The organism is Chloroflexia bacterium SDU3-3, assembly GCA_009268125.1.
In the GTDB taxonomy this organism is placed as follows: Bacteria; Chloroflexota; Chloroflexia; order Chloroflexales; family Roseiflexaceae; genus SDU3-3.
The window spans coordinates 115,590-140,834 of the sequence record WBOU01000001.1 but is presented as its reverse complement, the minus strand read 5'-3'; the positions used below and the strand labels follow the sequence as shown (position 1 = coordinate 140,834).

General features: G+C 60.3%; 23 protein-coding genes and 1 pseudogene. 12 read left to right on the top strand and 12 right to left on the bottom strand.

The genetic code is table 11. The annotated features are described in order from the left end of the window. The first annotated feature begins 16 nt into the window (after positions 1-16). Entirely contained in the window at positions 17-646 is a 630-nt protein-coding gene (locus F8S13_00590) for a TetR/AcrR family transcriptional regulator (protein KAB8145618.1), read from the top strand. Positions 647-738: 92 nt separating this feature from the next. Beyond that, positions 739-837, top strand: a pseudogene (locus tag F8S13_00585) (DUF4343 domain-containing protein). A 201-nt stretch (positions 838-1,038) separates the two neighbouring features. Here F8S13_00585 and F8S13_00580 read toward each other — a convergent pair. Both F8S13_00580 and F8S13_00575 read right to left on the bottom strand, forming a co-directional pair. Continuing rightward, entirely contained in the window at positions 1,039-2,577 is a 1,539-nt protein-coding gene (locus F8S13_00580) for an MFS transporter (protein KAB8145617.1), read from the bottom strand. A 202-nt stretch (positions 2,578-2,779) separates the two neighbouring features. After that, entirely contained in the window at positions 2,780-3,427 is a 648-nt protein-coding gene (locus F8S13_00575) for a DsbA family oxidoreductase (protein ID KAB8145616.1), read from the bottom strand. Between the two features lie 91 nt (positions 3,428-3,518). Between F8S13_00575 and F8S13_00570 the strand changes: the two genes are divergently transcribed. Continuing rightward, entirely contained in the window at positions 3,519-4,157 is a 639-nt protein-coding gene (locus F8S13_00570) for a TetR family transcriptional regulator (protein KAB8145615.1), read from the top strand. Between the two features lie 60 nt (positions 4,158-4,217). Then, on the top strand, positions 4,218-4,967 hold the full coding sequence (locus F8S13_00565) for an SDR family oxidoreductase (GenBank protein ID KAB8145614.1): 750 nt from the start codon (positions 4,218-4,220) through the stop codon (positions 4,965-4,967). 24 nt (positions 4,968-4,991) lie between these two features. Here F8S13_00565 and F8S13_00560 read toward each other — a convergent pair whose 3' ends face one another. The 9 genes from F8S13_00560 to F8S13_00520 all read right to left on the bottom strand — a co-directional run bounded on the left by F8S13_00560 (position 4,992) and on the right by F8S13_00520 (position 16,353). Next, on the bottom strand, positions 4,992-5,543 hold the full coding sequence (locus tag F8S13_00560) for a hypothetical protein (protein KAB8145613.1): 552 nt from the start codon (positions 5,541-5,543) through the stop codon (positions 4,992-4,994). Between the two features lie 251 nt (positions 5,544-5,794). Then, the gene (locus F8S13_00555; protein ID KAB8145612.1) at positions 5,795-6,628 is read right to left on the bottom strand and encodes a class I SAM-dependent methyltransferase; all 834 of its coding nucleotides are present in this window, start codon (positions 6,626-6,628) and stop codon (positions 5,795-5,797) included. Between the two features lie 233 nt (positions 6,629-6,861). Beyond that, positions 6,862-8,952 (bottom strand): hypothetical protein, encoded by a 2,091-nt coding sequence (locus tag F8S13_00550; GenBank protein ID KAB8145611.1) that lies wholly within the window; start codon positions 8,950-8,952, stop codon positions 6,862-6,864. 69 nt (positions 8,953-9,021) lie between these two features. Beyond that, on the bottom strand, positions 9,022-9,666 hold the full coding sequence (locus F8S13_00545) for a hypothetical protein (GenBank protein ID KAB8145610.1): 645 nt from the start codon (positions 9,664-9,666) through the stop codon (positions 9,022-9,024). Beyond that, positions 9,659-10,309, bottom strand: a complete 651-nt coding sequence (locus F8S13_00540; GenBank protein ID KAB8145609.1) for a hypothetical protein — start codon at positions 10,307-10,309, stop codon at positions 9,659-9,661. Before F8S13_00540 ends, F8S13_00545 begins: the two co-directional genes overlap by 8 nt. A gap of 105 nt (positions 10,310-10,414) precedes the next feature. Further along, positions 10,415-12,334: an ABC transporter ATP-binding protein gene (locus F8S13_00535; protein ID KAB8145608.1), complete on the bottom strand. Its 1,920-nt coding sequence runs from the start codon at positions 12,332-12,334 to the stop codon at positions 10,415-10,417. Continuing rightward, a complete protein-coding gene (locus F8S13_00530) occupies positions 12,315-14,066 on the bottom strand; it encodes an ABC transporter ATP-binding protein (protein ID KAB8145607.1) in 1,752 nt (583 codons plus the stop codon). Before F8S13_00530 ends, F8S13_00535 begins: the two co-directional genes overlap by 20 nt. A gap of 550 nt (positions 14,067-14,616) precedes the next feature. Further along, the gene (locus F8S13_00525) at positions 14,617-15,831 is read right to left on the bottom strand and encodes an amidohydrolase family protein (protein KAB8145606.1); all 1,215 of its coding nucleotides are present in this window, start codon (positions 15,829-15,831) and stop codon (positions 14,617-14,619) included. 84 nt (positions 15,832-15,915) lie between these two features. Then, entirely contained in the window at positions 15,916-16,353 is a 438-nt protein-coding gene (locus F8S13_00520) for a MarR family transcriptional regulator (protein ID KAB8145605.1), read from the bottom strand. A 232-nt stretch (positions 16,354-16,585) separates the two neighbouring features. Between F8S13_00520 and F8S13_00515 the strand changes: the two genes are divergently transcribed. The 7 genes from F8S13_00515 (at position 16,586) to F8S13_00485 (ending at position 23,544) form a co-directional block, all read left to right on the top strand. After that, on the top strand, positions 16,586-17,134 hold the full coding sequence (locus tag F8S13_00515) for a sugar O-acetyltransferase (GenBank protein ID KAB8146068.1): 549 nt from the start codon (positions 16,586-16,588) through the stop codon (positions 17,132-17,134). Positions 17,135-17,561: 427 nt separating this feature from the next. Next, positions 17,562-18,926, top strand: a complete 1,365-nt coding sequence (locus F8S13_00510) for a hypothetical protein (GenBank protein KAB8145604.1) — start codon at positions 17,562-17,564, stop codon at positions 18,924-18,926. Positions 18,927-18,954: 28 nt separating this feature from the next. Next, positions 18,955-19,377 (top strand): response regulator, encoded by a 423-nt coding sequence (locus F8S13_00505; protein KAB8145603.1) that lies wholly within the window; start codon positions 18,955-18,957, stop codon positions 19,375-19,377. A 42-nt stretch (positions 19,378-19,419) separates the two neighbouring features. Further along, positions 19,420-20,754 (top strand): FkbM family methyltransferase, encoded by a 1,335-nt coding sequence (locus F8S13_00500; protein KAB8145602.1) that lies wholly within the window; start codon positions 19,420-19,422, stop codon positions 20,752-20,754. Positions 20,755-20,856: 102 nt separating this feature from the next. Further along, positions 20,857-22,155 (top strand): HAMP domain-containing histidine kinase, encoded by a 1,299-nt coding sequence (locus F8S13_00495; protein ID KAB8145601.1) that lies wholly within the window; start codon positions 20,857-20,859, stop codon positions 22,153-22,155. Between the two features lie 86 nt (positions 22,156-22,241). Further along, positions 22,242-23,141, top strand: a complete 900-nt coding sequence (locus tag F8S13_00490; GenBank protein KAB8145600.1) for a hypothetical protein — start codon at positions 22,242-22,244, stop codon at positions 23,139-23,141. A gap of 172 nt (positions 23,142-23,313) precedes the next feature. Then, positions 23,314-23,544 (top strand): hypothetical protein, encoded by a 231-nt coding sequence (locus F8S13_00485; GenBank protein ID KAB8145599.1) that lies wholly within the window; start codon positions 23,314-23,316, stop codon positions 23,542-23,544. A 17-nt stretch (positions 23,545-23,561) separates the two neighbouring features. Here F8S13_00485 and F8S13_00480 read toward each other — a convergent pair whose 3' ends face one another. Beyond that, on the bottom strand, positions 23,562-24,170 hold the full coding sequence (locus tag F8S13_00480) for a hypothetical protein (GenBank protein ID KAB8145598.1): 609 nt from the start codon (positions 24,168-24,170) through the stop codon (positions 23,562-23,564). A gap of 150 nt (positions 24,171-24,320) precedes the next feature. Here F8S13_00480 and F8S13_00475 point away from each other — a divergent pair, with 150 nt between their 5' ends. Beyond that, entirely contained in the window at positions 24,321-25,169 is an 849-nt protein-coding gene (locus tag F8S13_00475) for a DUF4343 domain-containing protein (protein KAB8145597.1), read from the top strand. The last annotated feature ends 76 nt before the right edge of the window (positions 25,170-25,245 follow it).

Here is a 25,245-nt window from a genome sequence, read left to right as displayed (position 1 = left end):
TGTCAAGGGGGATGCTATGAGCAACAATCAATCAGCGTCGCCGGATCATGGCGACGCGCACGGCCAGAAGGAAGGGCGCGTGCGCAGCGACGCCCAGCGCAACTTTCACCAGATCGTGCAGGCCGCCATCGAGGTGTTTGCCACCTCTGGGGTCGATGCGCCAGTGCGCGAGATCGCCGAGAAGGCCGGGGTGGGCATCGGCACCTTCTACCGCCACTTCCCCCAGCGCGTCGATCTGGTCTTCGCGGTGTTCCGCCACGAGATCGATGCCTGCGCCGACGCCGCGCCGCTGCTGGCCGCGCAGCACGCCCCCGGCGAGGCGCTGGCGCTGTGGATGCAGCGCTACGCGGCATTCCTGGGTGCCAAGCGTGGCCTAGCCTCGGTGCTGCACTCGGGCAACCCGATCTTCGAGAGCCTGCCAGGGTACTTTGAGCAGCGGCTAGAGCCTGCGCTGCGCGGCCTGCTCGGCGCCGCTATCGCCGCCGGCGAGGTGCGCACCGATTTCAGCGCCGCCGAGCTGCTGGAGGCGGTGGCCAGCCTGTGCCACAGCGCCCACGCGCGCGGCCCCCAGCACACCATGCGCATGGTGTCCCTGCTGGTGGATGGGATGCGCTACGGCGCGGACCACTCAGAAGCACACGGGTAAAAGAGGACGGTACGGTGCCTACCACACCAACGCTGTTGCTCTTTTCGCGCTATACCGACGATTCGCAGCGGCTGTGGCAGGCCGCGACCCGACGCGGCTGGGCGGTGATTGCGGCGAATGCGGCCTGGGGCGCTGGCCTGTACGGGTGTGATGCGGATCGTGTACCTGATGTGGTTCTTCAGCAGCCATAGGTGAAAGGTAGCCATACAAGGAGCAGTTCTTGCGCTCGCATCACCCAGTGGCTTCGACATGTTCATGCGGCTCTCTAACAGAAATCGTACTCGGCAGTCACATGATGGATACAAGCGTCCGATCATATAACTGCCGAGTCTCTTCAAAAGCGTATCAGCGCGCTTCGAAACGCACCCGATCGGTAGGTTCCGAGGCGAATATTACTTGCTGCGCTGGGGACCTTGGACAAGGACATAGCCAAGAAGCATTGCCATAACGACAACCCCCGCCCACATGGCCCGCTGCCAGCCGTCAACAAATGATTCCTGGGCTGCTCGAATCAGCGCTGCCGCGTAGGGTTGCGACCCATCGGCGACCGCGAGGGCATTGGCGATACCATTACGAGCAATATCGGCGACCCTGGCTGGGATCCCTTGCAGCTGGGATGCGATAGCATGCTGGTACCCGCTCGTCAGGACCGCTCCAAGCAGCGCTACGCCCAGCGCCGTACCAAACTCCCGGGTGACATCATTCAGGGCGGATGCGATGCCCTGTTGTTCACGGGGGACGGACGTGGTAATGGCTTCGGTGGCAGGAGTCATGGATAACCCCATGCCAAGCCCCATGAGTAGCATACCCGGCAGAATCGACAGATAGCCACTTTCCACGGAAACAAAGATGGCCATGAGCGCCAGCCCGGAGCCACCCAGAAAAATCCCGGATGCCATTGTCAAACTTGGGCCGATCCGTGCGGACACCCGTGGGGCGAAGCCAGAGGACAGCATCATCAGTACTGCCATCGGCATGAAGGCAAGCGTAGACTGCAGGCCAGACCAGCCAAGCACCGCCTGAAAGTAGGGGTAGAGCACAACAAATATCCCCGCCTGCACGCCGAAAACGGTTAGTAGTGCTACCGATCCGCTCGCTAGGCCGCGCTTGCGGAAGAGGGCCACATCGAGCAGGGGAGCCGGTTGCCGCCGCTCCCAGAGCACAAAGCCAACGGCGCTGATGATTCCGACAAGGAGGGTCAAAAGCGATATGGGCGAGGTCCACCCCTGCTTTTCCCCCTCGTGAAGGAAGAAGATCAACCCCACGACAACAATCATCGATAGTACCGATCCAACACTATCGAATCTCTGATCGGAAGCCTCACGCGAGTTTGGGACGGATCGCAGCGTCATGAAGATGGCGGCCAGCACGAGGACAATTGGGAGAACAAAGAGGGCCCGCCAGCTCACCGTATCTACGAGCATAGCCGATAGAAACATCCCTAGAATGCCGCCACCGCCTGCGACAGCGCTCCATATACCAATGGCCTTGGAGCGTTCCTCGCTCGGGAAGGTAGAGGTGATAACGGCCAGGGTAACCGGCATGATCATCGCCGCGCCAACGCCGCTGAGGAACCGTGCCACAAGCATGATTGCGGTCGAGGGCGCAAGACCTGCCAGCACATTCGCTATCCCAAAAATGGCTAATCCTGTGACCAGCACGGGCTTCCGCCCCCAACGATCGCCAACTGCACCGAGTGGTAATAACAGTGCAGCCATGGTGACCGCATAGATATTGATCATTAACAGAACGTCGCTTTGCGAAGCATCAAGCGCTAGCGCAATCTGCGGCTGAGCAACGTTCAGCCCAGATACCGACGCAATAACGGCCATCAAGCCAATACACACCCCCAGCAGGATATTGCGGCGCTGATGCGGATCGTGAATGGTTGAGTCGGCAGGTGTATTCTGTAGAGATGGATTGGTGTTCATGTTCCCTTTGTTTCACTTGGTCGCGTAGCGTGGTGTTTCATATCACGCATCTGGCTGATGGTTGTTTCGTCGGTAGCAGATGGATCTGGTCTGTGACTATCATCACTGCGTGGCGGAGGATGTGGCGTGCTCCTCGGCGGGATGGTGCAGATGCCATCGACACACCAATCGGTTGGTTCTAGCGTGGTTATCGGGCCGCTGCTCATATGTTCGCCGCCTGTGCGAGCGCGTTCCGGAAAGCCTCTGGTGTCTGGGCGCCAGATATACCCCATGTGCTGTTGATGACGTAGAACGGCACGCCCTGAGCGCCCATCTCGTGGGCGCGTTGGATGTCGCGGTCGATAGCTGCGGCATATCGGTGATCGGCAAGCGCAAGCCGTGCGGCTGTGGGATCCATCCCGGCCTCCGTGGCGAGGCTGATAAGTTCGTCGAGGTGCCCAATGTGCCGCCCTTCTGCAAAGTAGGCGCGAAAGAGGCGGTCGGTGAGCACATGCCGGTGGCCCGTCACCTCGGCATGGTGGAGCAGCTCAAGGGCCAGGCGGGAGTTGGTCGGTTGGCTGCGGTCTGGGTCGTACGGCAGATCTTCGGCGGCGGTCATTTCCCTCAGCTGGCGGAAAACACGCTCACGTTGCTCCGAGGGAAATCGGCTCCGTCGCTCGTGAAGGGTCTGTTCATCAATCTCAACTGGTGCATCTGGCTGCAGCTGGAATGAACGATGGATAACGTTCACATCGGCATTGAGCTGCCTGACGGCCCTGTCAAAGCGAGCGCTAGCGATATAGCACCAGATACATTGCACATCCGACCAAACCTCGACGGTTACTAGCGGTCGAGTCGTGGCAGGCGCCATGGGTAGAGTTCCTTTCTAGAAACGGGACAAACATATTCTGAAACTGAGTACAAATATGGTACTCAGTTTCATATTAGCATAGTGTGTTAAAATGTCAACCATGAATCCAAAACACAAACCACTACCACCACCGAGCCTGCGTGAACGGCGTCGGCTTGAGTTAATACGCAGTATTGCGAATGCCGCAGTCGAGCTGTTCGAGCAAAAAGGGTTTGCTGCTACGACTGTAGATGACATTGCAGCAGCGGCAGGGGTGTCACGCACCACATTTTTCAGGCACTGCACGGGCAAGGAAGCAGCGGTTCTGGCGGACGAGGCAGGGCTGGAGGAGCAGCTCATCGCTGTTGCTGCGCACGCATCGAAAACGCATCCCCTTCAGGATCTGGAAGAGGCATGGGATGCGATGGCCAGCGTTTTTGATAGCGATTCCGAGGGAAACAGCCGATTTCTGCGCGTGCGTCGACTCATGAAGCGGTATCCCTCATTACACGCTGCTGGACTTCAGCGCCAAACGGTTCTTTTTGAGCGCCTCGCAGATACGCTGCGTTCACACGCAAACGTAACCGAGCTTGATGCGTACACCACCGCCGAAAGCTTTGGCCTTGTCATGCGCCTCACATTGGATGAGTGGGTTCGCCGTGCCGACCAGGGCAATACCAAGCATATGCTTCAGGAGATCTATCGAGAGGTCCGCGATTCGCTCAACCGTGTTACCAAAAGACGTAGCTGATAGCAGCTGCATAGACTGCCCCGGAAAAGGACGGGGCAGAGGCTCTGAGGGAGTATACCCATGCCAACACAGAACATCCTGCTGATCACCGGCGGCAGCCGAGGTATTGGCGCGGCAACTGCGCGGCTGGCCGCGCAGCGCGGCTACACAATCTGCATCACCTACCTGCATCGCCCCGACGCGGCCCAGGCTGTGGTGGCCGATATCGCCAGCGCTGGCGGGGCTGCCCACGCCTTCGCCACCGACATGGCCAGCGAGGCCGACATCCTGCGGCTGTTCGCGCAGATCGACGAACTGGGGCCACTGGCCGCATTGGTTAATAACGCGGGCGTGCTGGAGACCCAGATGCGGGTCGACCAGATGTCAGCGGCGCGGCTACAGCGGATCTTCACCACCAACGTGATCGGCCCATTCCTGTGCGCCCGCGAGGCGGTGCTGCGCATGTCCACCCGCCACGGCGGCGTGGGCGGCGCGATCGTGAACGTCTCGTCGGCGGCATCGCGCCTCGGCTCGCCCAACGAGTATGTGGACTACGCCGCGTCGAAGGGGGCCATCGATACGCTCACGCTGGGCCTGGCCAAGGAGGTGGCGGGCGAGGGCATCCGCGTGAACGCGGTGCGCCCCGGCGTGATCGCCACCGACATCCACGCCAGCGGCGGCGAGCCGGGCCGCGTGGAGCGGGTCAAGGCGGGTATCCCCATGCAGCGCGGCGGCACCGCCGATGAGGTGGCGCGCGCCATCCTGTGGCTGCTCTCCGAGGAGGCCTCGTATGTGACCGGGGCTTGCATGGATGTGGCGGGCGGAAGATAAATAACACCGTTCAGCCGCCAAACCTTATACCTTTTGCCCAAGAACAGCGAGCGCACCCCAACAGCCTGCGATCCCCCACAGCAGCGGGCCGAAGTAGGGTGAAGCGACGGAAGAATCGAGGTAGACATCCAGCGCGAGCGTAAGAGCGAGCACACTGGTGAAAAGCGCCTGCGCCCAGATCCATGCGGCGTGTAGGCGCTCTTTTATGGCCAAGAACACTAAGAGGGCACTCAGACCGAAACACGCAGGCAAGCTACAGAGGCGCAGCGCAAAGTAGCTCATGGGGTAGCTGATCACCTGTATTACCTGTCCAGCCTGGTTGTACTCTCGCGTGGTGAAGACGATGAGCGGGATACACGCGCCGAGCGCGCCAAGCGCCGCCAGCCCCATGCTGCCAGCACCAAGCGCCCGCTGAAACAGCGAAAGCTGATGCTGTGGGTAGCGCACCAAGGCCCATAGCGCTGCTATACCGATCCCAACGGATAGCAGCAGTTCGCTGGCGACGAACCAGTAGCGACAGAGCACAAAACAGCTGCCAGCGAGCGCGGCCAGAATCCAACCCCAACGATGCTGCATCTCCCCCCTCCGTTTGGATATATGGGTTTGATGATAGCAGCCCATGTTCATGAGAACATCAACGCTGTGTAACAGTTAGGTAAACACGTTGCGATTTCCTCATGGTACAGACCCGACAGAGCACGGATTCATTTGCCACCAAGACTCTAAGACCCCAAGCAAAAAGAGCAATCAATACCTACAAAGGCGCGAAGATCTTTTTTCAAATCTTCGCGCCTTCGTGTCCTCGTGGTAAAGAATCTTCGGCTTCCCTACGCCCGCCGCGCGAGGTAGAGCACCGCGATGTAGCTGCGCGTGATCGCGCCGCCAAACTGCGTGTCGATCAGCTCGGCCAGGCCCTGATAGAGTGCGTGGCGGGTGGGGTCGGGCAGGTCGCGAAAGTCGGAGTAAGTGTTGAACAGCTTGATGTGCTGCTCGGTCGTGTAGCGCACGCTCCATGGGTAGGTGCGCACCGTCACGGGCGCGAAGCAGCCGGTCGCGTCGATGGCGGCCACATCGCGCTCGATCTGCGTCGCAAGCGGCGTGATCGCCTCGGGGCTGGCCCACTCGGGCACCACTCGCCGGTAGACTTCCTGCGAGGCGATGTAGAACGGGGTATCGTACGGGTCGGGCTGCTTGTTGGCGAAGATGGCGACCGCGCCGCCTTCCCGCAGCATGCGCGCCGCCTTGGGGTAGCCGAGCGCCGGGTCGATCCAGTGAAATGCGGTGGCGGACATCACCAGGTCGTAGCTGCCAGGCTGGGCATCCCAGTCCTCGAACGAGCCGAGGCTGACGCTTACGCGCAGGTTCTGCGCGAACTTCGCCGCCGTGCGCGCCACCATGTGCGGGCCGATGTCGATGCTGTCTACGCGGTAGCCGCGCTGCGCGAAGGGCGCGGTGGCCTGCCCGGTGCCGCACCCGATCTCGAAGATCTGGCCGCCAGCGGGCAGCCCGGCCATGTCGATGATGTCCTGGACAAGCGCGTCGGGATAGCCGGGGCGAATCTCGTCGTACTCGTCGGCCACGGCGTCGAACAGCGTGCGCCGGTGGCCAAGCTCCTTCGTCGGTTGCATATCCGCTCCTTTGCGTGGCGATGCCTGAGGCATCGGGCGTGTGGAGCAGCGAGTATAGCAGCGCGGGCGGGCGCGATGAGCGCCATGGTGCTCATCCGTTGGGCGGATATTTCGACGCTGCTACGCCCAGCGCTCCGCCACATCCTCGATGGCGCGGGCGAGCGACAGCGCGCGCCGCTCTTCATCTTCCATTATCGCTATGGTATCCAGCGCTTCATCCATCAGTGCTGTGTCTAGGCGAGGGGTGATCTCCTCAATCAATTCCGTCAGTCCAATATATTGTTCTGATCGCTCAAAGCGGAGTGTAACGCCTCGCGCAATATACTACCTTGCTGTGCCGATGGGAAAAAGTGTGCAAGGGCTAACAAGCTTGTGGTACGTACAAAATCATTGCTCATCCCATACGCTATCGATAGCGCTTCATCCAGCACCACAAACCGCTGTTCATCGGGCAGGCGTGGAGAGAGGTATGCAAGCGCCCGTGTACGATGCCACTCACTCTCGATCCTCCGCACCACATCCAGCGCGTGATCGAGCTGTTCTGGGCGAAGGGAAGGGGTTATTGCCTGGATAGTAGAAGCGATTGGCTCGTTCTCACCTTGCATCTCTTCTATAAACTGAAGCACAGTGGGCATATGCTCCGACTGTAAGTATGGAAGAATATCTTGGAGCAAGGAGGATTGTCCCGCTGGGCTTACCTGTATCTCAGCCAGTACCTCATGCCATCGCTTTATTTGCTGCTCTGCGGGGAAATGAACGACAATAGCAGATAGGGCGCGCACGCGATTACTCGTATGCTCCATCGTATATGCGATCTCGAACGCATCGTCGAGATGCTGCTCGTCAAGATGCGGGCTGATGCTCTGTAGCGCTTCGACGCGCTGGGGATCGTTGGGGAAGCTGCGTGCGAGTGCAAGGGCTATGCCCAGATGATCGGCTGCGAGCTGTGGAAGAATCGTCAGCAGCACCTCCCAGCGATTCTCTGTTCTGGCCTTCTGTGCTAGGTCGAGCGCCCTATCTACCTGTCTTTGGTCAAGATAGGGGGCAATCTGTTCGATGATCTCCTCACGCTCTGATAGGTTCTCGATATCGGCAAGCGTATCAAGAATGTCATCCCAGAAAGCGGCGCGTGTGGCGATGGACACTAACACCTGGGCGCGTTCGGTGTGGCTTTCTATCCCCTGGGCTGCCTCAATCGCCTCGCCAAGCATGTGCGCGGGCAGGTGTGGGGCAATTTGGGCCAGCGCCTGGGCACGAAAGAGATCGCTGGACATTCCCAGCGTTGCTTTAAATGCCTCTGCAACCATCGTTGGGGGAAGTAAGCCCATCGCTGGTGGATTTCTCGCGAATCCCCATTCGTTGTTGTCTCCAAGCGTATCATCTAGCAGCTGGACCCATGCGGCCTGCTGCTGCTCTCCCTCTAGATAGGGCAAGATCGCTTTGCGTAGCTGGATCTGCCATCCACGATCAACCATCCTCTGCTCTATGGTGAAGACCCTGCCGATCTCCTGCTTGCTGAGGTGAGGCAGCAGCTCTCTAAGCACCCGCTCACAGAAAAACTCGTCCTCCATGGTTTCAGCCATTGCAAGCAGGCCGCTTACTCGCTCAATGGGGAGATATGGCCCAATTCCTTCGAGCATGTCTGCAAATACTTCCTCATCAGTACAGCGTAGCGCTCGATCAATGACGAAGCCTATCTGCGCGGGAGGCATGTATGGGGCCATTGCCGACAGGACACAAGCCAGATATGATTCCTCATGTTTCGCCTGCATCTGATCAAGCGTTTCTTCCCATAGCTGCGGCTGCTGCTCGGCGGGCATGCAGTTTATCACTACCGCCATTGCTTTGGCCTGTGAGCACTCATTATTGGGTTCTATCTGGTATGCCGCCTCCAATGCCTCGCGCAGCAGCTCGGGCCGTAGGTGCGGCACAATGGCGATCAGTGCGGATGCCTGCGTTTCTCCATCCTCGATCTGGCGGGCGGTGCGGAAGGCGGCATACCAGGTGATCTGGGCCGCCTCGGCGGGCTGGCAGGCCGCGATGGCGATCAGCGCGGTGGTGCGGTGCTCGGCCTGCTGCAGGTGGTGGGCAATGTCGAGCAGGGCGGGGATGTCGTGCGGCAGGTCGCGCCGCGCTAGGGCCTGGATGCTGGCGGCGCGCTGCTCCTCGTCGGGCATGCGCCGCAGGTATGCCAGCGCGTCGGCGAGGCTCCAGCGCCCCTCGGGCGTGCCCACGGCCACCAGCGCCGCCAGCAGCGCGGGGGTGAGGTGCGTGCGCATGTCGGGGTGGGCATGCGCTGGCCGCAGCGCGCGGATGTCCTGGGTTAGGCGGTCGAGGTCGGCTGGTGCGGCGGGCATTGCTGGTTCCTTGGGTGCTATGGGCGGGCGCAGGTTCGCGCCTGAGCGTATACACGATAGATGCCATCTCTATGGCTCAAAGCGCGTGATATCGGCGTCGGGGAACAGCGCGGCGATCTGGGCGCGCAGCCGGTTGAGGAAGCCGATGTCTGGCTGGAAGCGCTCGTCGCGGATGAAAAGCTCCTGCCAGCGGAATATGCCGCGCGTCTCGATCAGCGCGTCGAGGTACTGCTCAATATTCAGGCCCAGCCGGTAGCGCTGGCCGGATTCGGCGGTGAAGTAGTACAGCTCTGGCGCTTGGGCGCTGTTGCTCCACTTGCATAGCACGTGGTAGTCGTGGTGCATCCAGTCAAATGGGGTGTAGTTCTGCCGCAGATCGAGCGGCTGGGGGCTGTCGTCCTCCCACTGCGCATCAAATGGGGCGTACAGTTCGGCGAGCCGATGGATGTGCGCGCACCCCTCCACCAGCCTACCAGCCAGCGGCGGGTGGTGCCACCCGATCAGGATATGCCCGACGTGCAGCCCAAGGTCGCGCATCAGGGGCGGGAGCTGGAAGTCATGGATGCCTTCCTCGCGAAGGAGCGCCGCGCCGATGAGCGCCTCAAGCTCGGGGATGGACTCGCCCACGGCCCGCTGGAGTGCGAACCAGGTCAGCGGGAGCGACTGGAGCTGAATGAGCGCAGCGTTCAGCCGCGCGTGGTAGGTTTCAAACATCGGTGCGCCCCTCGCTCTGCCGCAGAAGCCGCGTGATATCGGTGTCGGGGAACAGCGCGGCGATCTGCCGGGCGATCTGCTCGCGCCGCGTGCTGCCCTGGCCAGCGTGCTCGCCGTGGGTGAAGAGCGCCTGCCAGCCATACAGGCCACGGAGCGCGCACAGCGTGTGGAGGTACTGCGGCAGGCTGAGATCGAGCGGAGACCCACCCGTGTTTTCTGCGCAGTGGTAGCGCAGGCCCGGGCGCTGTCCGTCGAGGTCGATAGTGATGCTGACCCAGCTTCTTTCGTCGATGCGGTCAAACACGATGCTGTCGCGATCTGTATCCTCGCCGTCGTCGGGTAGGTAGGGGGCGTAGATAGCAAAGAGGTGCGGGAGGGTCGCCTTTCCCCACGCGTGCGAGGCATATCGGTCGAGCCGCTCCCAGAAGAAGCTGACGCTGTTCACATGCTGGCCGAAGCTGCGCAGATCATCTGGGATATGGGCTGGGCAGCCCTCGTGCTGCGCGACATCCTCCTCTAGCTCGCGGATAGCGTGCTCGGGAACGGTGTGCCCTGGGATCGTATAGTGCATGAACAGCTTGCCGTCCATATTCAGCAGCGCGCCGAGCTGCGATCGCACGCTGCTGAGCCAGCCTTCAAACATCGCCTGCGCTCCTTTTTTACACTGCCCAAGTATAGCATACCGCCCAACGAGAAGGGGCTGAGACCAGATCTGGCCCCAGCCCCGGTGTGCCGCCCGCCAGGGCCGCTAGGAAAGCTCGAACATGCCGGTGTAGAGCTGGTAGTACTTGCCCCGCTGGGCGATCAGCTCGTCGTGGTTGCCGCGCTCGATGATCCTGCCGTGCTCTAGCACCATGATCGCGTTGGAGTTGCGCACCGTCGAGAGCCGGTGGGCGATCACGAACACCGTGCGGCCCTCCATCAAGCTGTCCATGCCCTTCTCGATCAGCGCCTCGGTGCGGGTGTCGATCGACGAGGTGGCCTCGTCGAGGATGAGCACCGGCGGGTTGGCCACGGCGGCGCGGGCGATCGCCAGCAGCTGGCGCTGGCCCTGCGAGAGGTTGGTGCCATCGGCGGAGAGCACCGTCTCGTAGCCCTGCGGCAGGTGGCGGATGAAGAAGTCGGCGTTGGCCAGCTTGGCGGCGGCGATGCACTCCTCGTCGGTCGCATCCAGCTTGCCGTAGCGGATGTTCTCCATGATCGTGCCGGTGAACAGGTGGGTGTCCTGAAGCACCATGGAGAGCGAGCGGCGCAGGTCATCCTTCTTGATCTTGTTGATGTTGATGCCGTCGTAGCGGATCTTGCCGTCAGGCACATCGTAGAAGCGGTTGATCAGGTTGGTGATCGTGGTCTTGCCCGCGCCGGTCGAGCCAACAAAGGCGATCTTCTGGCCCGGCTTGGCGTAGAGCGAGATGCCGTTTAGCACGGTCTTGTTTGGCTCGTAGCCGAACACCACGTTGTCGAACTCCACGCGGCCTTCGACCTTGGTGTAGGTCACGCGCCCGTCGGAGCGGTGGGGGTGCCGCCAGGCCCATGTGCCGGTGTATCCCTCGGCCTCGGCTAGCGCACCGTCGGGCGCGAGGGTGGCGTTCACCAGCGTCACGTAGCCGTCATCGGCCTCGGGCTGCTCGTCGATCACCTCGAAGATCCGCTCGGCCCCGGCCAGCGCCGAGAGCACGGTGTTCAGCTGCTGCGACATCTGGGTGATCGGCATGGTGAAGTTGCGGGTGAGCTGCAGGAAGGCCACCACCGCGCCGGTGGTCAGGAAGCCGTAGATCGCCAGCAGGCTGCCGACCATGGTGGTGAGGGCGTAGAGGATGTTCGACAGGTTGTTCATGATCGGCATCAGGATGTTGGCGAAGGTGTTGGCGCTGGTGGCGGCCTCGCGCAGCCCGTCGTTCAGGGCGTGGAACTCGCGCTTGGTTTGCTCCTCGTGGCAGAACACCTTCACCACCTTCTGTCCCTCGATCATCTCCTCGATGTAGCCGTTGACCTTGCCCAGCTCCTCCTGCTGCTTCTTGAAGAAGATGCGGCTCTGCCCGCCGATCTTCTGGATGGTGAACATCATCACGCCCAGCATCAGGACGACCAAAATGGTGAGCTGCCAGCTGTAGTAGAGCAGCATCGAGAAAGCCGCCACCACCGTGATCGCCGATGAGATGAAGTTGGCCACGCTGTTCGACAGCATCTCGCGGATGGTGTCGGTGTCGTTGGTGTAGCGGCTCATCAGCTCGCCGTGGGTGTGGGTGTCGAAGTAGCGGATGGGCAGCGCCTCCATCTTGGTGAACAGGTCGCGCCGCAGCTTGAGCAGCGTGTTGGTGGAGATGTAGAGCATGGCGCGGCTGTAGCCATAGGTGCATAGCGCGCCCAGCAGGTAGATCGCCGCCATGGCCACCAGGGTGCCCACGAAGCTGGCCATGCGCTCGGGCGTCGCCCCCTCGCGCAGCATGGGCAGCAGCGAGTTGTCGATCACGCGCTGCAGCAGCGCGGTGCCTACGATCTGCGTGCTGGCACTGAAGATGATCCCAACGACCACCCCGACGAACAGCGCGCGATACTCGGCCATATAGGAAAACACCCGCCCCAGGGTCTTCCAGACATTTTTCGGCTTGCCGCTGCGCCCTTGCTGCCCCTGTTGCTGCTGCTGATTACGCGTTGGTCCCCGCATACTGCTCCACTCCTTTCTGCTGCGACATGTAGACCTCGCGGTAGATCTCGTTCTGCGCCATCAGCTCGCTGTGGGTGCCGAAACCATCGACCTGGCCATCGTTCAGCACGATGATCTTGTCGGCCTCGGAGACGGATGTGATCCGCTGGGCGATGATAATGGTGGTGGTGTCCTTCAGCTTCTCTTTAAAAGCCGCGCGGATCTTACTGTCGGTGGCGGTGTCCACGGCGCTGGTCGAGTCGTCCAGGATGATGATCTTGGGGCGCTTGAGCAACGCCCGCGCGATGCAGAGCCGCTGCTTCTGGCCGCCCGAGACATTCACGCCGCCCTGCCCCAGGTCGGTGTCGTAGCCGTCGGGGAACGACATAATGAAGTCGTGGGCCTGCGCGGCCTTGCACGCCTCGATGATCTGCTCGTCGGTGGCGTCGTGGTCGCCCCACCGGATGTTGTCGCGGATGCTGCCCGAGAACAGCACGTTTTTCTGCAGCACCATGGCCACGTCGCTGCGCAGGGTGTGCAGCGGGTAGTCGCGCACACTATGGCCGCCCACCAGCAGCTCGCCGCCCAGTGTGTCGTAGAGCCGTGGGATGAGCTGGACCAGCGAGGTCTTGGCCGAGCCAGTGCCGCCGATGATGCCGATGGTCTGCCCCGACTCGATCCTCAGGCTCACGTGGGCGAGCGTGGGGTTGCTGGCGTCGCCGGTGTAGCTGAACGACACGTCGCGGAACTCGATCGAGCCATCGCGCAGCCGCACGTCGGCAGCGCCTTCGGCGTCGCGAATGTCGGGCTGCTCGTTCAGCACCTCCATGATCCGGTCGACCGAGGCGTAGGAGATGATCGAGATGATGAAGATCATCGAGAGCATCATCAGCGACATCAGGATCTGGCCGTTGTAGCTGATAAAGCTAGAGAGCTGGCCGATCGCGAAGCTGCCGCCCACCACCATGTTGCCGCCAAACCACAGCACGGCGACGATACAGGCGTACATGGAGAGCTGCATGATCGGCATGTTGAGGATCACCAACTTCTCGGCGAACACCTGGGCGCGGCGCACCTCGTCGGCGGTGGCGCTGAACTTGGCGTTCTCGTGCGGCTCGCGCACGAAGGCCTTGACCACCCGGATGCCCACCAAGTTCTCCTGCACCACCGTGTTGAGCTTGTCGTAGGTCTTCATCATGCGCAGGAAGCGCGGGTGGGCCTTGCTGATGATCAGGAACAGCGCCGTGCCCAGCAGCGGGATGGCCACTAGGAAGATCAGCGAGAGCCGTGGATTGACAAACACTGCCAGCACACAGGCGCTGATGAACATGATCGGCGCACGGAAGCCTAGGCGCAGGATCATCATGAAGGCGTTCTGGGTGTTGGTGACATCGGTGGTGAGCCGTGTGACTAGCGAGCCGGTGGAGAACTTGTCCACGTTCGAGAACGAGAAATCTTGCACCTTGTTGAACAGATCGTTGCGCAGGTTGCGGGCGAAGCCCATGGCGGCCACGGCGGCGGTGCGCCCGGCGGCCGCGCCAAACAGCAGCGAGATCAGGGCCATCACCACCATTAGGCCGCCCATCTTGATGGTGTAGCCGATGCCGCCGCTGCCCTGGATGCCCGTGTCGATAATGTGGGCCATCACCAGGGGGATCAGCACCTCCATGATGACCTCGCCGATAATGAAGAGCGGGGTGGCTATGGCGTACATGCGATACTCGCCGACATAGCCTAGTAATTTTTTGATCATGATTTCCTTCCCGCAAGCTGAAAATGTATCGCATGATCCGCCTCGGGAAAAAAACCTACCCTGGCGGCGGCCCGTGGGGCAAAGCTCGCCCCAGGCCGCGTGTAGCTGCCATCTCTGCTGATCACGATCACGACACTAGGATGAATGATACCACTGTTAAGATGAGGCGAAAGCGTAGGATTGGGTGATTTTCACCCCTCAAAGGGCCGATTCTTTCCTATGGTTGTGAAACCCTTACGGTTTGTAGCGATGCTATCGATAGCTAAAAGTGACACGAGTAAGTTTGGGTGTTGATAGCAGATAGTGCGCATAGATGTTTCTTTTCTCATACGTTCTTTATCTCGCTGCGCCGCCCCAGGGGCGAATCCAGGAAAGTTGTCACACCTTGCACTGGCGGCACTGGGGGTACTGTACGCCTCATGCCTGAGGAGCGCACTGGTTTAAAAGCGGTGCGGCATGGTCTTCATGCCGCACCGCTTTTTGTGATGATGGCCGATCTCGTGTGTTAGGGAGAAGGTTTGACCAACATTACCACCGATCGCTCGCGCTGCTAGACCACCTGGCGCACCCCGCGCCGCCACACCGCGCGGATCGAGAGCGTGGCGCTGATGTCGCTGCTGGGGTCGCCCTCCACCAGCAGCAGGTCGGCGCGCAGCCCTGGCGCGATTCGCCCACGGTCGGCTAGCCCGAAGCGCCGCGCAGGCGCCGATGTGGCTGCCCGCAGCGCCTCGACGGGCGTCAGGCCCGCGCGCACCAGCAGCTGCAGCTCGTGGTGCACACTGACCCCATGGGCTAGGCCACCCAGGTGCGGCAGCGGCATCGACACATCGGTGCCCACCAGGATGTCTACGCCTGCGGCGTGGAGCGCGGCGACGGTGGCTAGCACCGCAGCAAAGTCGCCCTGGGGAAAGGTATTAAAGCTGCTCGACAGCGTGTCCAGCCAGGCCTGGCTCAGCTTGGGTTGCACCCGTGGGTCGGCAGCCAGCGCTGCGCCGCTGAAGCCCATAATCGAGGCATTGAGGCATAAACAGGGCGTGACGAACGCGCCCGAGGTGGCGATGGCCGCGACCAGCGCCGGGGTATGCGGGCGGTCGAGAAACACATGGGCTAGGCCATCCACCCCTGCGGCTATCGCCTGCTCGGTGGTGTCAGCGGTGAGCGTGTGGGCGATGGCCAGCTTGCCGTGGCGGTGGGCCTCGCGCACGGCGGTCTCGATCACGGCCATGCTGGGCGTGGGCAGCCCAGGCGCGCCCAGCACGCTGCCCTCCTCGATCATGATCTTGATATAGTCCGAGCCGCTGGCTACCAGCTCGGCCACCATGCTTGCCGCCTCCTCGGGCGTGGAGACCGCGGGCAGCTCGTGGTCGTGCGCGTTGTCGCCCTCGTAGCCGGGCGGGATCTCGCCGCTCATCAGCTCGTCGGGGTGCCCGCCGGGCGGCGTGATGCCCAGTCCCGCCGAGCGCACATCGGCCAGGTCGTCGCGCCCGGACACCTCGCGGCGCTCCTGCGCGGTCCAGTGCCCCATCATCTCTAGCTCGGTGGTGATGCCAAACCGCAGCGCGTCGCGTAGCCCATCCACATCGGTGTGCACGTGAGCGTCGATCAGGCCGGGCAGTAGGGTCGCACCGCTGGCGTCCACCACGGTGGCTCCTGCGGGCACAGCGTCGCCCACCAGGGCGATCTGGCTGCCATCGATCACGACTGTCTGGGCGTCGATAACCTGCTCGCCGTCAAAGATCCGTGCGTTTGTGATCGCTGTGATCATGGTTTTCTCCTCTTTTGATCTTGGTTGATTAGATAGAGTTCTTACAGTTAGGATTCTATCTAATTGACAAAAAAAAGGCACCGCCTACACCACGTTCTGCGCCATATGCTCAAGCGCCTGTGCCAGCTGTTGCTGCTGATCGGGGCTGAATCCCTGCATCAACTGCTCATCTATCTGGGCAAATACAGCCTCAAAATCGTGGAGTAGATCAAGGCCCTTGGGCAGAATAATCACCTGTTTCAGGCGCTCGTCGGATGGATCGACCCGACGGGCAATAAAGCCCTTCCGTTCCAGCCCTTGCAGCAGACTCGTGACCGACGGCCCGCGTAGCTCAAACTCCTCCTCGATATCCCGCTGGTAGATGGTCTGCCCCTGTTCCTGCTTAGTGCCCACAAAGCCAATCAGCCGCGCCTGCTGTGGGGTGATCTGGTAGGGCTGGAGCCGCTCGGTGAGCTGCTGCTTCATGCGCTGGTTGATCAGCGCTATGGCTGTTCGGATCTGTTTTGCTGCTTCTTCCCCCATTTCCCCTCCTTCATTGGATAGAAGCCTAATAGTTAGATGTCTAACTTAATCGCAGTATACGATTTTGCCAAGCATCTGTCAAGAGCCCATAGGGAAAGGAGGCTCTCCTTTCTTCTGAAACGATACAGAAAAACATGGTATACTCTGGCCATCGCGTGAGCCGCGGCGCGGTTGTCATGCTTTTATCAAAGGAGTCTTTGCTGTGATCCTCAACCCTTCCGACACCCGCACCATGCGCGAGCGCATGCTGGCGGGCGATCTCTACATTGCCGACGACCCGCAGCTGGCCGCCGAGGGCATGCGCGCATCCAAGCTGACCCACCAGTTCAACACCGGCGCTCCCGACGACCCTACGACCTGGGCGGCTATCCGCGAGCTAGTCGGCACCTTTGGCGAGGGCACCTTCGTGAAGCCGCCCTTCGCCTGCGACTACGGCTACAACATCCACATCGGCGCGCGCAGCTTTGTCAACTCGGGCGCGACCATGCTGGATGTGGCCAAGATCACCATCGGTGATGACGTGCAGATCGGCCCCAATGTGCAGCTGTTGACCCCCACCCACCCGCTCGAACCCGAGCCACGCCGCGCCAAGTATGAGGCCGCCAAGCCGATCACCATCGGCGATAATGTGTGGCTAGGCGGCGGCGTGGTGGTGCTACCGGGCGTCACCATCGGCGAGAACACCGTGGTGGGCGCTGGCTCGGTGGTGACCAAAGACCTGCCCGCGAACGTGGTGGCGGTAGGTAACCCTGCTAAAATTATCCGGAAGATCGAACCATAGCTCCTAGGGCTCTTGGCTCAGAGCCGATCCAAGAAAGCTGAGAACGATGCTTGCCGACGGCCTCGACGCGGTGGCCGAGCAGAATATCATGCTCACCGAGGTGGAGTCGATGCGCCTGGTGCGCGCATCCCGCCATCCCGGCGCCGCAGATCTACTTCTTCGACCAGAGCCACGATGAGGTGACGACGCCCCAGCTTGTACACTGGGATGCGTGGAACCTCAACTTCTTTGTGAACGATGGGCGGATCAGCGGCGGATGCCTGGCGGTGGGGCTGCTCATAGGCAGCGGCCCCACCGCAGTTATATTTGCCCCATAGATACTGCCTATCCCACACGTATATGGCGCTATTCGTGGGCAGAGCTACCCTGATTCGGTATATACTGTTGTGTGGCGTAGTACTGGGCGCGTAGTGATAAGAGGCTGTCCATGGGGTGGTGGAGCATTCTACACAAACTATTAAAGCACCCTCTTTTCGCGATACTAGCTAGCGCACTAGCTGCTGAACTTATCCAAACAGCCTATATGCTGGTACGTTTTTGGCAGGGCCAGTCCCACCTGCTCTTGCTCTTTTGCAGCATGGCTGCCCTTATCATCACCTTGGGAGGTCTCGCGATACTACGGCAGAGGCAAATCGCTGAGGCGGCCCTGCTCGTCAGCCTCGGGCTTCTCCTCTCGATCGTCGTTCTGCTGGCACCCTATGGTATTTCCCATGGCAGCATCGTGCTATCGATCTTGACTACCCCGCTGATCGTAGCGACGCTCTACGCAGACAGGGGAGGGGTCATCCTTATCATGGTGTTCACTGCTGCGGCGGTGCTTGCCCTCTTCTTTTTTGAGCAGCTAGGCTTGTTTCTCGCCAAAGATAGGCCCCAGGATATTCCTATTCTTAATCTGTGCGTTGTCCTCATCTTCCTGGGGATGTTGTCGTGGCTTATGTATGATCACTTTCGCACCTTTCGTTTGTCGCAAGAAACGGGCGTCAAACAAAGCCCTAACGTACAGACCGAAGAACTTCGCCGCGCACTGGATGAGGCCAGAACAATGCGAGCACAGGCCGAGAAGGGCGATAGCGCCAAATCAGCGTTTATCGCCGCGATTAGCCATGAGCTGCGCACCCCGCTCCACGCGATTATCGCCATGACCAAATACATACCGCAAGATGGCGATGTCAACGAAGAGCAGCGTGCACACATCGCTCGCATCCTGGCAAACGCGGGGGTCTTACTGCGGCTGATCAATGATGTGCTTGACATATCCAAAATTGATGCGGGCAAGATGGAGCTCTATAAACGCACGATCCTGCCCCACGAGCTCTCGGAGTTGCTGTACTCGGTTGTTGAGGATGGCCGCATTCTTGCGGCGAAAAAGAATCTGGCAATATTTTCCAATATCCCAATAGATCTCCCTCAGATTGCCGCCGATATGAATCGCCTGCGCCAGATTCTGACAAATCTTCTCTCAAACGCGGTGAAGTTTACCGAAGCAGGGGAGATCGAGCTTTCAGCCCATATTGGTCCTGGCGGTATGCTTATGATCGAGGTGCGCGACACCGGGCTGGGCATCGCCGAGCCGGATCTCGCAATCATCTTTGCGCCTTTTGGCCAGGCAAAGCAGGCGCTTATCCAAGGTGGTACGGGGCTAGGACTGCCGATTAGCCAGAAGCTTGCAGAGCTCCATGGCGGTGCAATTACCGTAGAAAGCCAGCTTGGAAGTGGCTCAACCTTTACCCTGAGCTTGCCGATAGTGCACGGAGCACGTGTCCTTGAAGAGAAGGCCGATGTCAGTCGCTGATGCACGTCATTGATTTAAAGGATCAGCCATGCCTCCAACATCTCCGCTCATTGCGATTGTCGACGATAACGAGGATAATCTGTATATCACCGCCCGTGGCGCACGCGATGCGGGAATCCCGCGAGATCGATGCCACACCTATACGAGCGGCGATGAGCTTCTGTCCGCCATCCAGCAGCAGGATGCGCAATGCTATACCCTCATTCTGCTTGACATCCTGATGCCTCGGAAGGATGGCTTTGCTATACTGCAGGAGCTTCGCAGGCTCCCAAGGTGCCAAACGATCAGAGTAGTGGCCATGACCGCGAATATTATGGAGTCGGATAGGCATCGATATCAGGCTGCCGGATTCGATGGCCTGATCGGAAAGCCGACCGACCCCGACGATCTCCCCCACCAGATCTTAGCCGCCCTTCACGGCAAAGAGCTGGGCTGGCCAAACCCACAGTAGCCTATTCTAGAACCTCGCATCCTACCTACTAAAGGAAAGACCATGAGCGCACACGAACCCATCCTATCACGTCTTCGCGCCCACCCATTCGTTGCCGATGTCTCTCTCGCCAAAGCGGATGGCACCGAGCAGCTTGTGGTGGTGCCTAAGCTCGCACACGCACCTGTGGTGGCCGACCACGAGCGGGTCCAGCTATCGGATACGCTTGCGGTGATCACTGATAATCGGCGCGAGGCGCTCAGCCAGTACAGCGAATTCTTCGAGTCGCCCTTTCTCGGGCCGCTGACGATCCTGCCCGGCGACGTTGTTGTTGATATCGGCGCGAACATTGGGATGTTCTCGCTCTATGCCCAGCAGCACGGCGCTCGTGTGTATGCGGTCGAGCCAGCACCACAGACAAGCCGACTGCTCCAGCTGAATATCGATATGCACCAGCAGGCATCAGCCCCAACCGCGCATGTGGTTGAGGCGGGAGTCGGTGAGGAAAATGGGACCGCCCTATTTAGCTACAACCAGTGGAGTCCAGCTGGCTCTGGCTTCTACAGCCAGGAGGCACAGCAGCATTTTATCGCCGCGGCAAAGGCGCGCATCCAGAAGATCCGCTCCCAGATCCCCCCATCCGAAACCCAGCAGAGCGAGCTGCTGGCCCGTTATGAGCAGCAGATAGAGCAGAGCACCGCAGTGTTTTCGCATACCGAGGTGCCGATCTATACCCTCCACCACCTGATGAGCGCCTACCAGATAGGTCATATCGATCTGCTCAAGGTAGACGCCGAGGGGCTTGAGCTGCCTATCCTCCGCCAGCTTGATGAGCGCGATTGGGCCAGTATCTATCAGCTGCTTGTCGAGGTGCACGATGGCGGTTCTTACGAGCCAATCCTCACCTTGCTGGCGAATCACGGCTTTGATACGAGCGCCTCTACCACGGATGATCGCGGCGAAGGCACCTACCAGATCTACGCCTTCCAGCCAGGGCGTGCCAAACAGATCGCGCCTGCGCAGAGCCAAACGTTGGCACCAGTGCAGCTTTTGACCGCCGAGGCCCTAATGCCGCTCCTAGGCACAGGTGAGGCCCACCACCTGGTGATCGCCGATCCGGTGAGCGGCCTCGCCACAGCTGCCGACCATGATCTGAGCCTTCGTGAGGGGCGCCTGCGGAAGCTGGAGGCGATCTTTCGTGAACTGCTTGGCCCTGAGCACATACATGAGGATTTTCTCCAGCATGGTCGCTCGGCAAATCAGCTGTTTTTTCTGGCTCTGCGGGTCTACCAGGAGCTACAGATCCTCTTACCGTTGCCGTACCTGATGGAGGGGCCATATACTATTCGTGCGATCGAGCAGGTCATTCAGCGCATGGATCACGCTAGCGCCTCGTAGGGTGCTCTTGTGCTCATCAGCTTCTGGGCCACTGCGAAGCTGATGAGCACGTAGCAATGTTCCTTTTTCATCGATAGGGTGGATCTACAAAGTAGCGAATGTATGCAAGCGATACTGCGATATTGGAATAGCTATCTACAGGTTCGTTCGAGCGATATTGCGAAGGTTACCTACTACCGTATTTTGCTGATGTTCCTCGCATTTGCGCTGGTCGCTAATACGCTTATGACCATGTTTGACGGGTTCTACTTTCATCAACTTTCAGTATTTGAGCTATTGACCTCACCAGTAGTTTTGGTTGCATGTATCGTACTGACAAGACAGGGGTTGATCTGGGGACCGCTTATCATTACCTCTTTCTCAACCATATCTATTGTGCGCGCATTTGTCCCTGAGACCTACGCGGGCGTCTACCCGATCATTCATGTGCTCTTTCTTGTCCCACCGTTGCTTGCCATCTTTTTTATTCACCCATGGTCAGGTGTACCCGTAGTCATCATCGAGATCTTCGCCCTATCGTGGAAGGCGCTAGCGGCCACGTTCCCCCCTCAGCAGGTCAGCATCTTTTTCTGGATCGCCATATCAAATATTCTTGTCGCCAGCCTACCGCTCATGATCATCGCCTATTACCTGACAAAGCTGCTGCGCGAGCTGGATCAGAAAGTCCTTATCCAATCTGCAGATCTTGTGCATACCTCCACAGAGGCGACCTATTTACGCCATGAGGTAGACCGCGCACTGCAGGTCAAGGAGATCTTCCTGCGCAACCTGACCCATGAGCTTCGGACGCCGCTCAATGCGATCCTGAACTTCGTAGAATATGTGCGGCGGGATGGCGACCTGAATGATGAGCAGCGCTTCTCTGTCTCGCGCATACGAGAGAATGCCCATACGCTGAACCATATGATCGACTACATGCTAGAGTCAACCTACAGTGAGTCGGAGATGATCGATCTGCACCAAGAGGAGATATCGCTGGGATTTCTGCTGGAATCGGCACAGGTGCTGGCGGAGCGGCTTGTTGCGGGGAAGGATATACGCATCGTCAGCGACACTAGCGCGGTGCTTCCTCTGGTTTTCGTGGATGTGCAGCGGATATCGGAGGTATTTTTTCACCTGCTGTCGAATGCGGCAAAGTTCACCGAGGCGGGAACAATAACCATTCGCTCGCATTGGCAGATAGGAGATCCTACGATCAAGATTGCGGTGCGCGATACCGGTGTGGGCATGCCAGCAGATCAGGCCGCGCAGCTCTTTCAGCGGGCCTATCAGCGATCTGCGTTTAGCGGAGGCCTCTCGCTGTGCGAGCGGATCATCACGCTCCACAAGGGCAGCATCCAGGTTGAGAGCATGGAGGGTAAGGGCACCACATTCACGATCACGCTCCCGACTGGCGTTTAAGGGCTGAACTCTTCTATGCACGTTAGGGTATAATGACTGTGAGCGCCTATGCTCATCGAACCTACGTATGTGTAGAAGGAGCCTCTGTGACCCGCCCCACCACCGCACCGCGCCTGCGCGCCCCGCGCGACCACCGCGAGGCGCTGCTGATGCTGACCGCCGAGCTACACGTGCAGCGGATCGCCACACTTGGCACCCTGCCGCGTATCAACCAGGCCGGGCTGAAGGTGTTCTCCCAGCACGATGACGATGGCATCATCCAGTACCTGATCCAGCGCCTGGATGTGCCGCGCTCGTTCATCGAGTTCGGCGTTGAGGACTACGAGGAGGCCAACACGCGCTTTCTGCTGCTGCGCGATGGCACCTGGCGCGGGCTGCTGTTGGATGGCGACCCGGCCAACATCGACTACATCAAGTATGGCGAGCTCTACTGGCGCTACGACCTCACCGCCGCTGCCGCCTTCATCACCCGCGAGAACATCAATGACCTGATTGCCACCAACGGCTTTGTGGGCGAGGTGGGCATCCTCAGCATCGACCTGGACGGCGTGGACTACTGGGTCTGGGAGGCGATCACGGTGGTCGACCCCGTGATCGTGATCGTGGAGTACAACAGCGTGTTCGGCAGCGACGCGGCGATCACGGTGCCCTACCATCCGCAGTTCCAGCGCACCGCCGCGCACCATAGCAACCTGTACTTCGGCGCGTCGCTGCCCGCGCTGGCACACCTGGCCGCGCGCAAGGGCTACGCGCTCATCGGCTCGAACAGCGCGGGGAACAACGCCTACTTTGTGCGTTGCGACCGCCTGGGGCCGCTGGCCGCGCTCACACCGGCGGAGGGCTACATCCGCTCGACCGCCCGCGAGTCGATCGACCCCAGTGGCGCGCCGACCTTCTTGAACGGCGACGACCGCCTGCGTGCAATCGCCGACATGCCCGCCGTCGACGTGATCACCGGCGAGCTGCGGCGGGTGGGCGCGCGATAGTTGAGAGCAGCAGCTATCGACAACATGGAGTGATCGCTTCCCACACGCAAATGAGCGACGAGGTAAACCCGACAGGCTATACATTTTGGTGATTGCACTCAAGTGCTTGATACCCCATGCATACCGCTCTATAGTTTGAATATAGTACAGAAATATCGACTAAAGGTATGCGATGGAATCTCTTCCGTTTATGATCTTCGGTTTCTTTTTCCTCATTATCGCTTTTCTCGTCTCGGTTGTTATCACCGCAGTTATTGTGGAGATACCTCGTCATCGGGTACATGATTCGTCAGCCCCCGCTCGTGAGCGCGGCATAAGACCGCTGGCGATATGGATGGCTATCTTCGTGCTGATCAACCTTGTAGCATGTATCGCCCTGCTGGTATGGAACCCAACGATTTAGGCGCAGGGGCGATCGGCTTAACCGCGAACCAGCCGCTGCCCCAGCACCCATAGCCCCGCGCCAACGACCCAGAGGGTAAGCGCCGCGCCGAAGCCAAGCACAACCAGCTGTGGATTGATGTTCTGGCCGCCAAAGACCGCACTCTGCGGGATGACCAGCAGCGTGATGATCGCCAGCAGGCAAAACGCTATCCCCACCAGATAGTAGGGCCTCACGCGGAACAGACCTGCTAGGGGAAGAAAATGAATGCCAACAATGATCGCCATAGTGGGAAAGAAGAGATCAAACCGATTGATCAGATTGCAGACCACGCTCGCGATGGCGATTAGCACGCCCTCAGCGGCAAAGACGATGCCAAACCACCTGCCTATCCGCTTGTCTTCGCGGGCATCTGTCGGCGCAACCTGATCGGGCAATCGCTGAGCAGAGCGGCGCAGCAATTGCCCGCCGAGCACTAGGGCTGCACTAGCCACAAGGGCCACGCAGACGGGCCATATCCCGCCCCAGTCCTGCAGGCCCATGATCCCAATGCCTGCCCACATGGTGCCAAACAGCGCCATGAACAGCATGCCCGAAGCAACGCCTTGCACGGCATGTTTGGGAACGGTCGCGGTCGCTTTGTCCATAGCGCGTTGCCTCCTTTTCAGCCCCACGGGTTAGGAAAATGCTCGGGGTGGTGGAGTACGTAGGGACGAGAGCATGCGACGCCCGGTTGCCACAGTATACACTATTTGGTACACTCTCAACATTCTATCGCCTTACACCATCTATACACTATGCCGCACATCAATCCCGCACAGCTCGATATTTTCCTGCTCGAAGAGGTACTCTGGATCGCATCCTGCCCCATCGGTGTGCCCAGCTACGACTTCTCCTTCGAGCATCTCTTTGCGGTGCGCCACCCGCTCTACCGCCCCGCGCCGCTGACCGCTGTCGGGCGCTTCGGCGCGACCGAGAACTACGCTGAGCTGTACCAGCAGCTCGCCGAGAGCGGCGTCGCGCTCATCCACACGCCCGAGCAATATGGCCTCGCCAGCGAGCTGACCCACTGGTACCCGCTGCTGGCTGACCTGACGCCCCGCAGCGTCTGGTTCGAGCAGCCGCCCAGCGCCGCCGAGGTCGAGCAGCATTTCAGCTGGCCGATCTTCCTCAAGGGCAGCAGGCAGACCAGCAGGCACCGCGCAGCGCTGTCCATCCTGCGCTCGCCGCAGGACTACACACGCGCGATGGAGGAGTACCGGCGCAACCCCATCCTGCACTGGCAAGCGGTGGTCTGCCGCGAGTTGGTGCCCCTGCGGCCCGTGCCCGCGCCCGAGAGCGACACCATCCCGCCCGCGTTCGAGTTCCGCACCTTCTGGTGGCGCGGCCAATGCGTGGGCGCAGGGCCGTACTGGGCGGCGGTCGCTGCGTACACCTGGACTAAGGCAGAGCAGCGCGAGGCCCTGGCGGTGGCGCAGGAGGCGGCGCGGCGGCTCGATCTGCCCTTCCTCGTGGTGGATGTGGCCCAGACGCGCGAGGGCAGGTGGATCGTGATCGAGGTCAACGACGGCCAGGAGAGCGGCTACGCGGGCATCGCGCCAGTGGCGCTCTGGCAGCGGATCATCGATATTGAGCGGGGTAAGTGAGTGGTGGTGGGATGCCTTACGAAAGAGCGCTATACTGGCGCGCTTGTTCAAAACAAGCGCGCCAGTATAGCGCGTG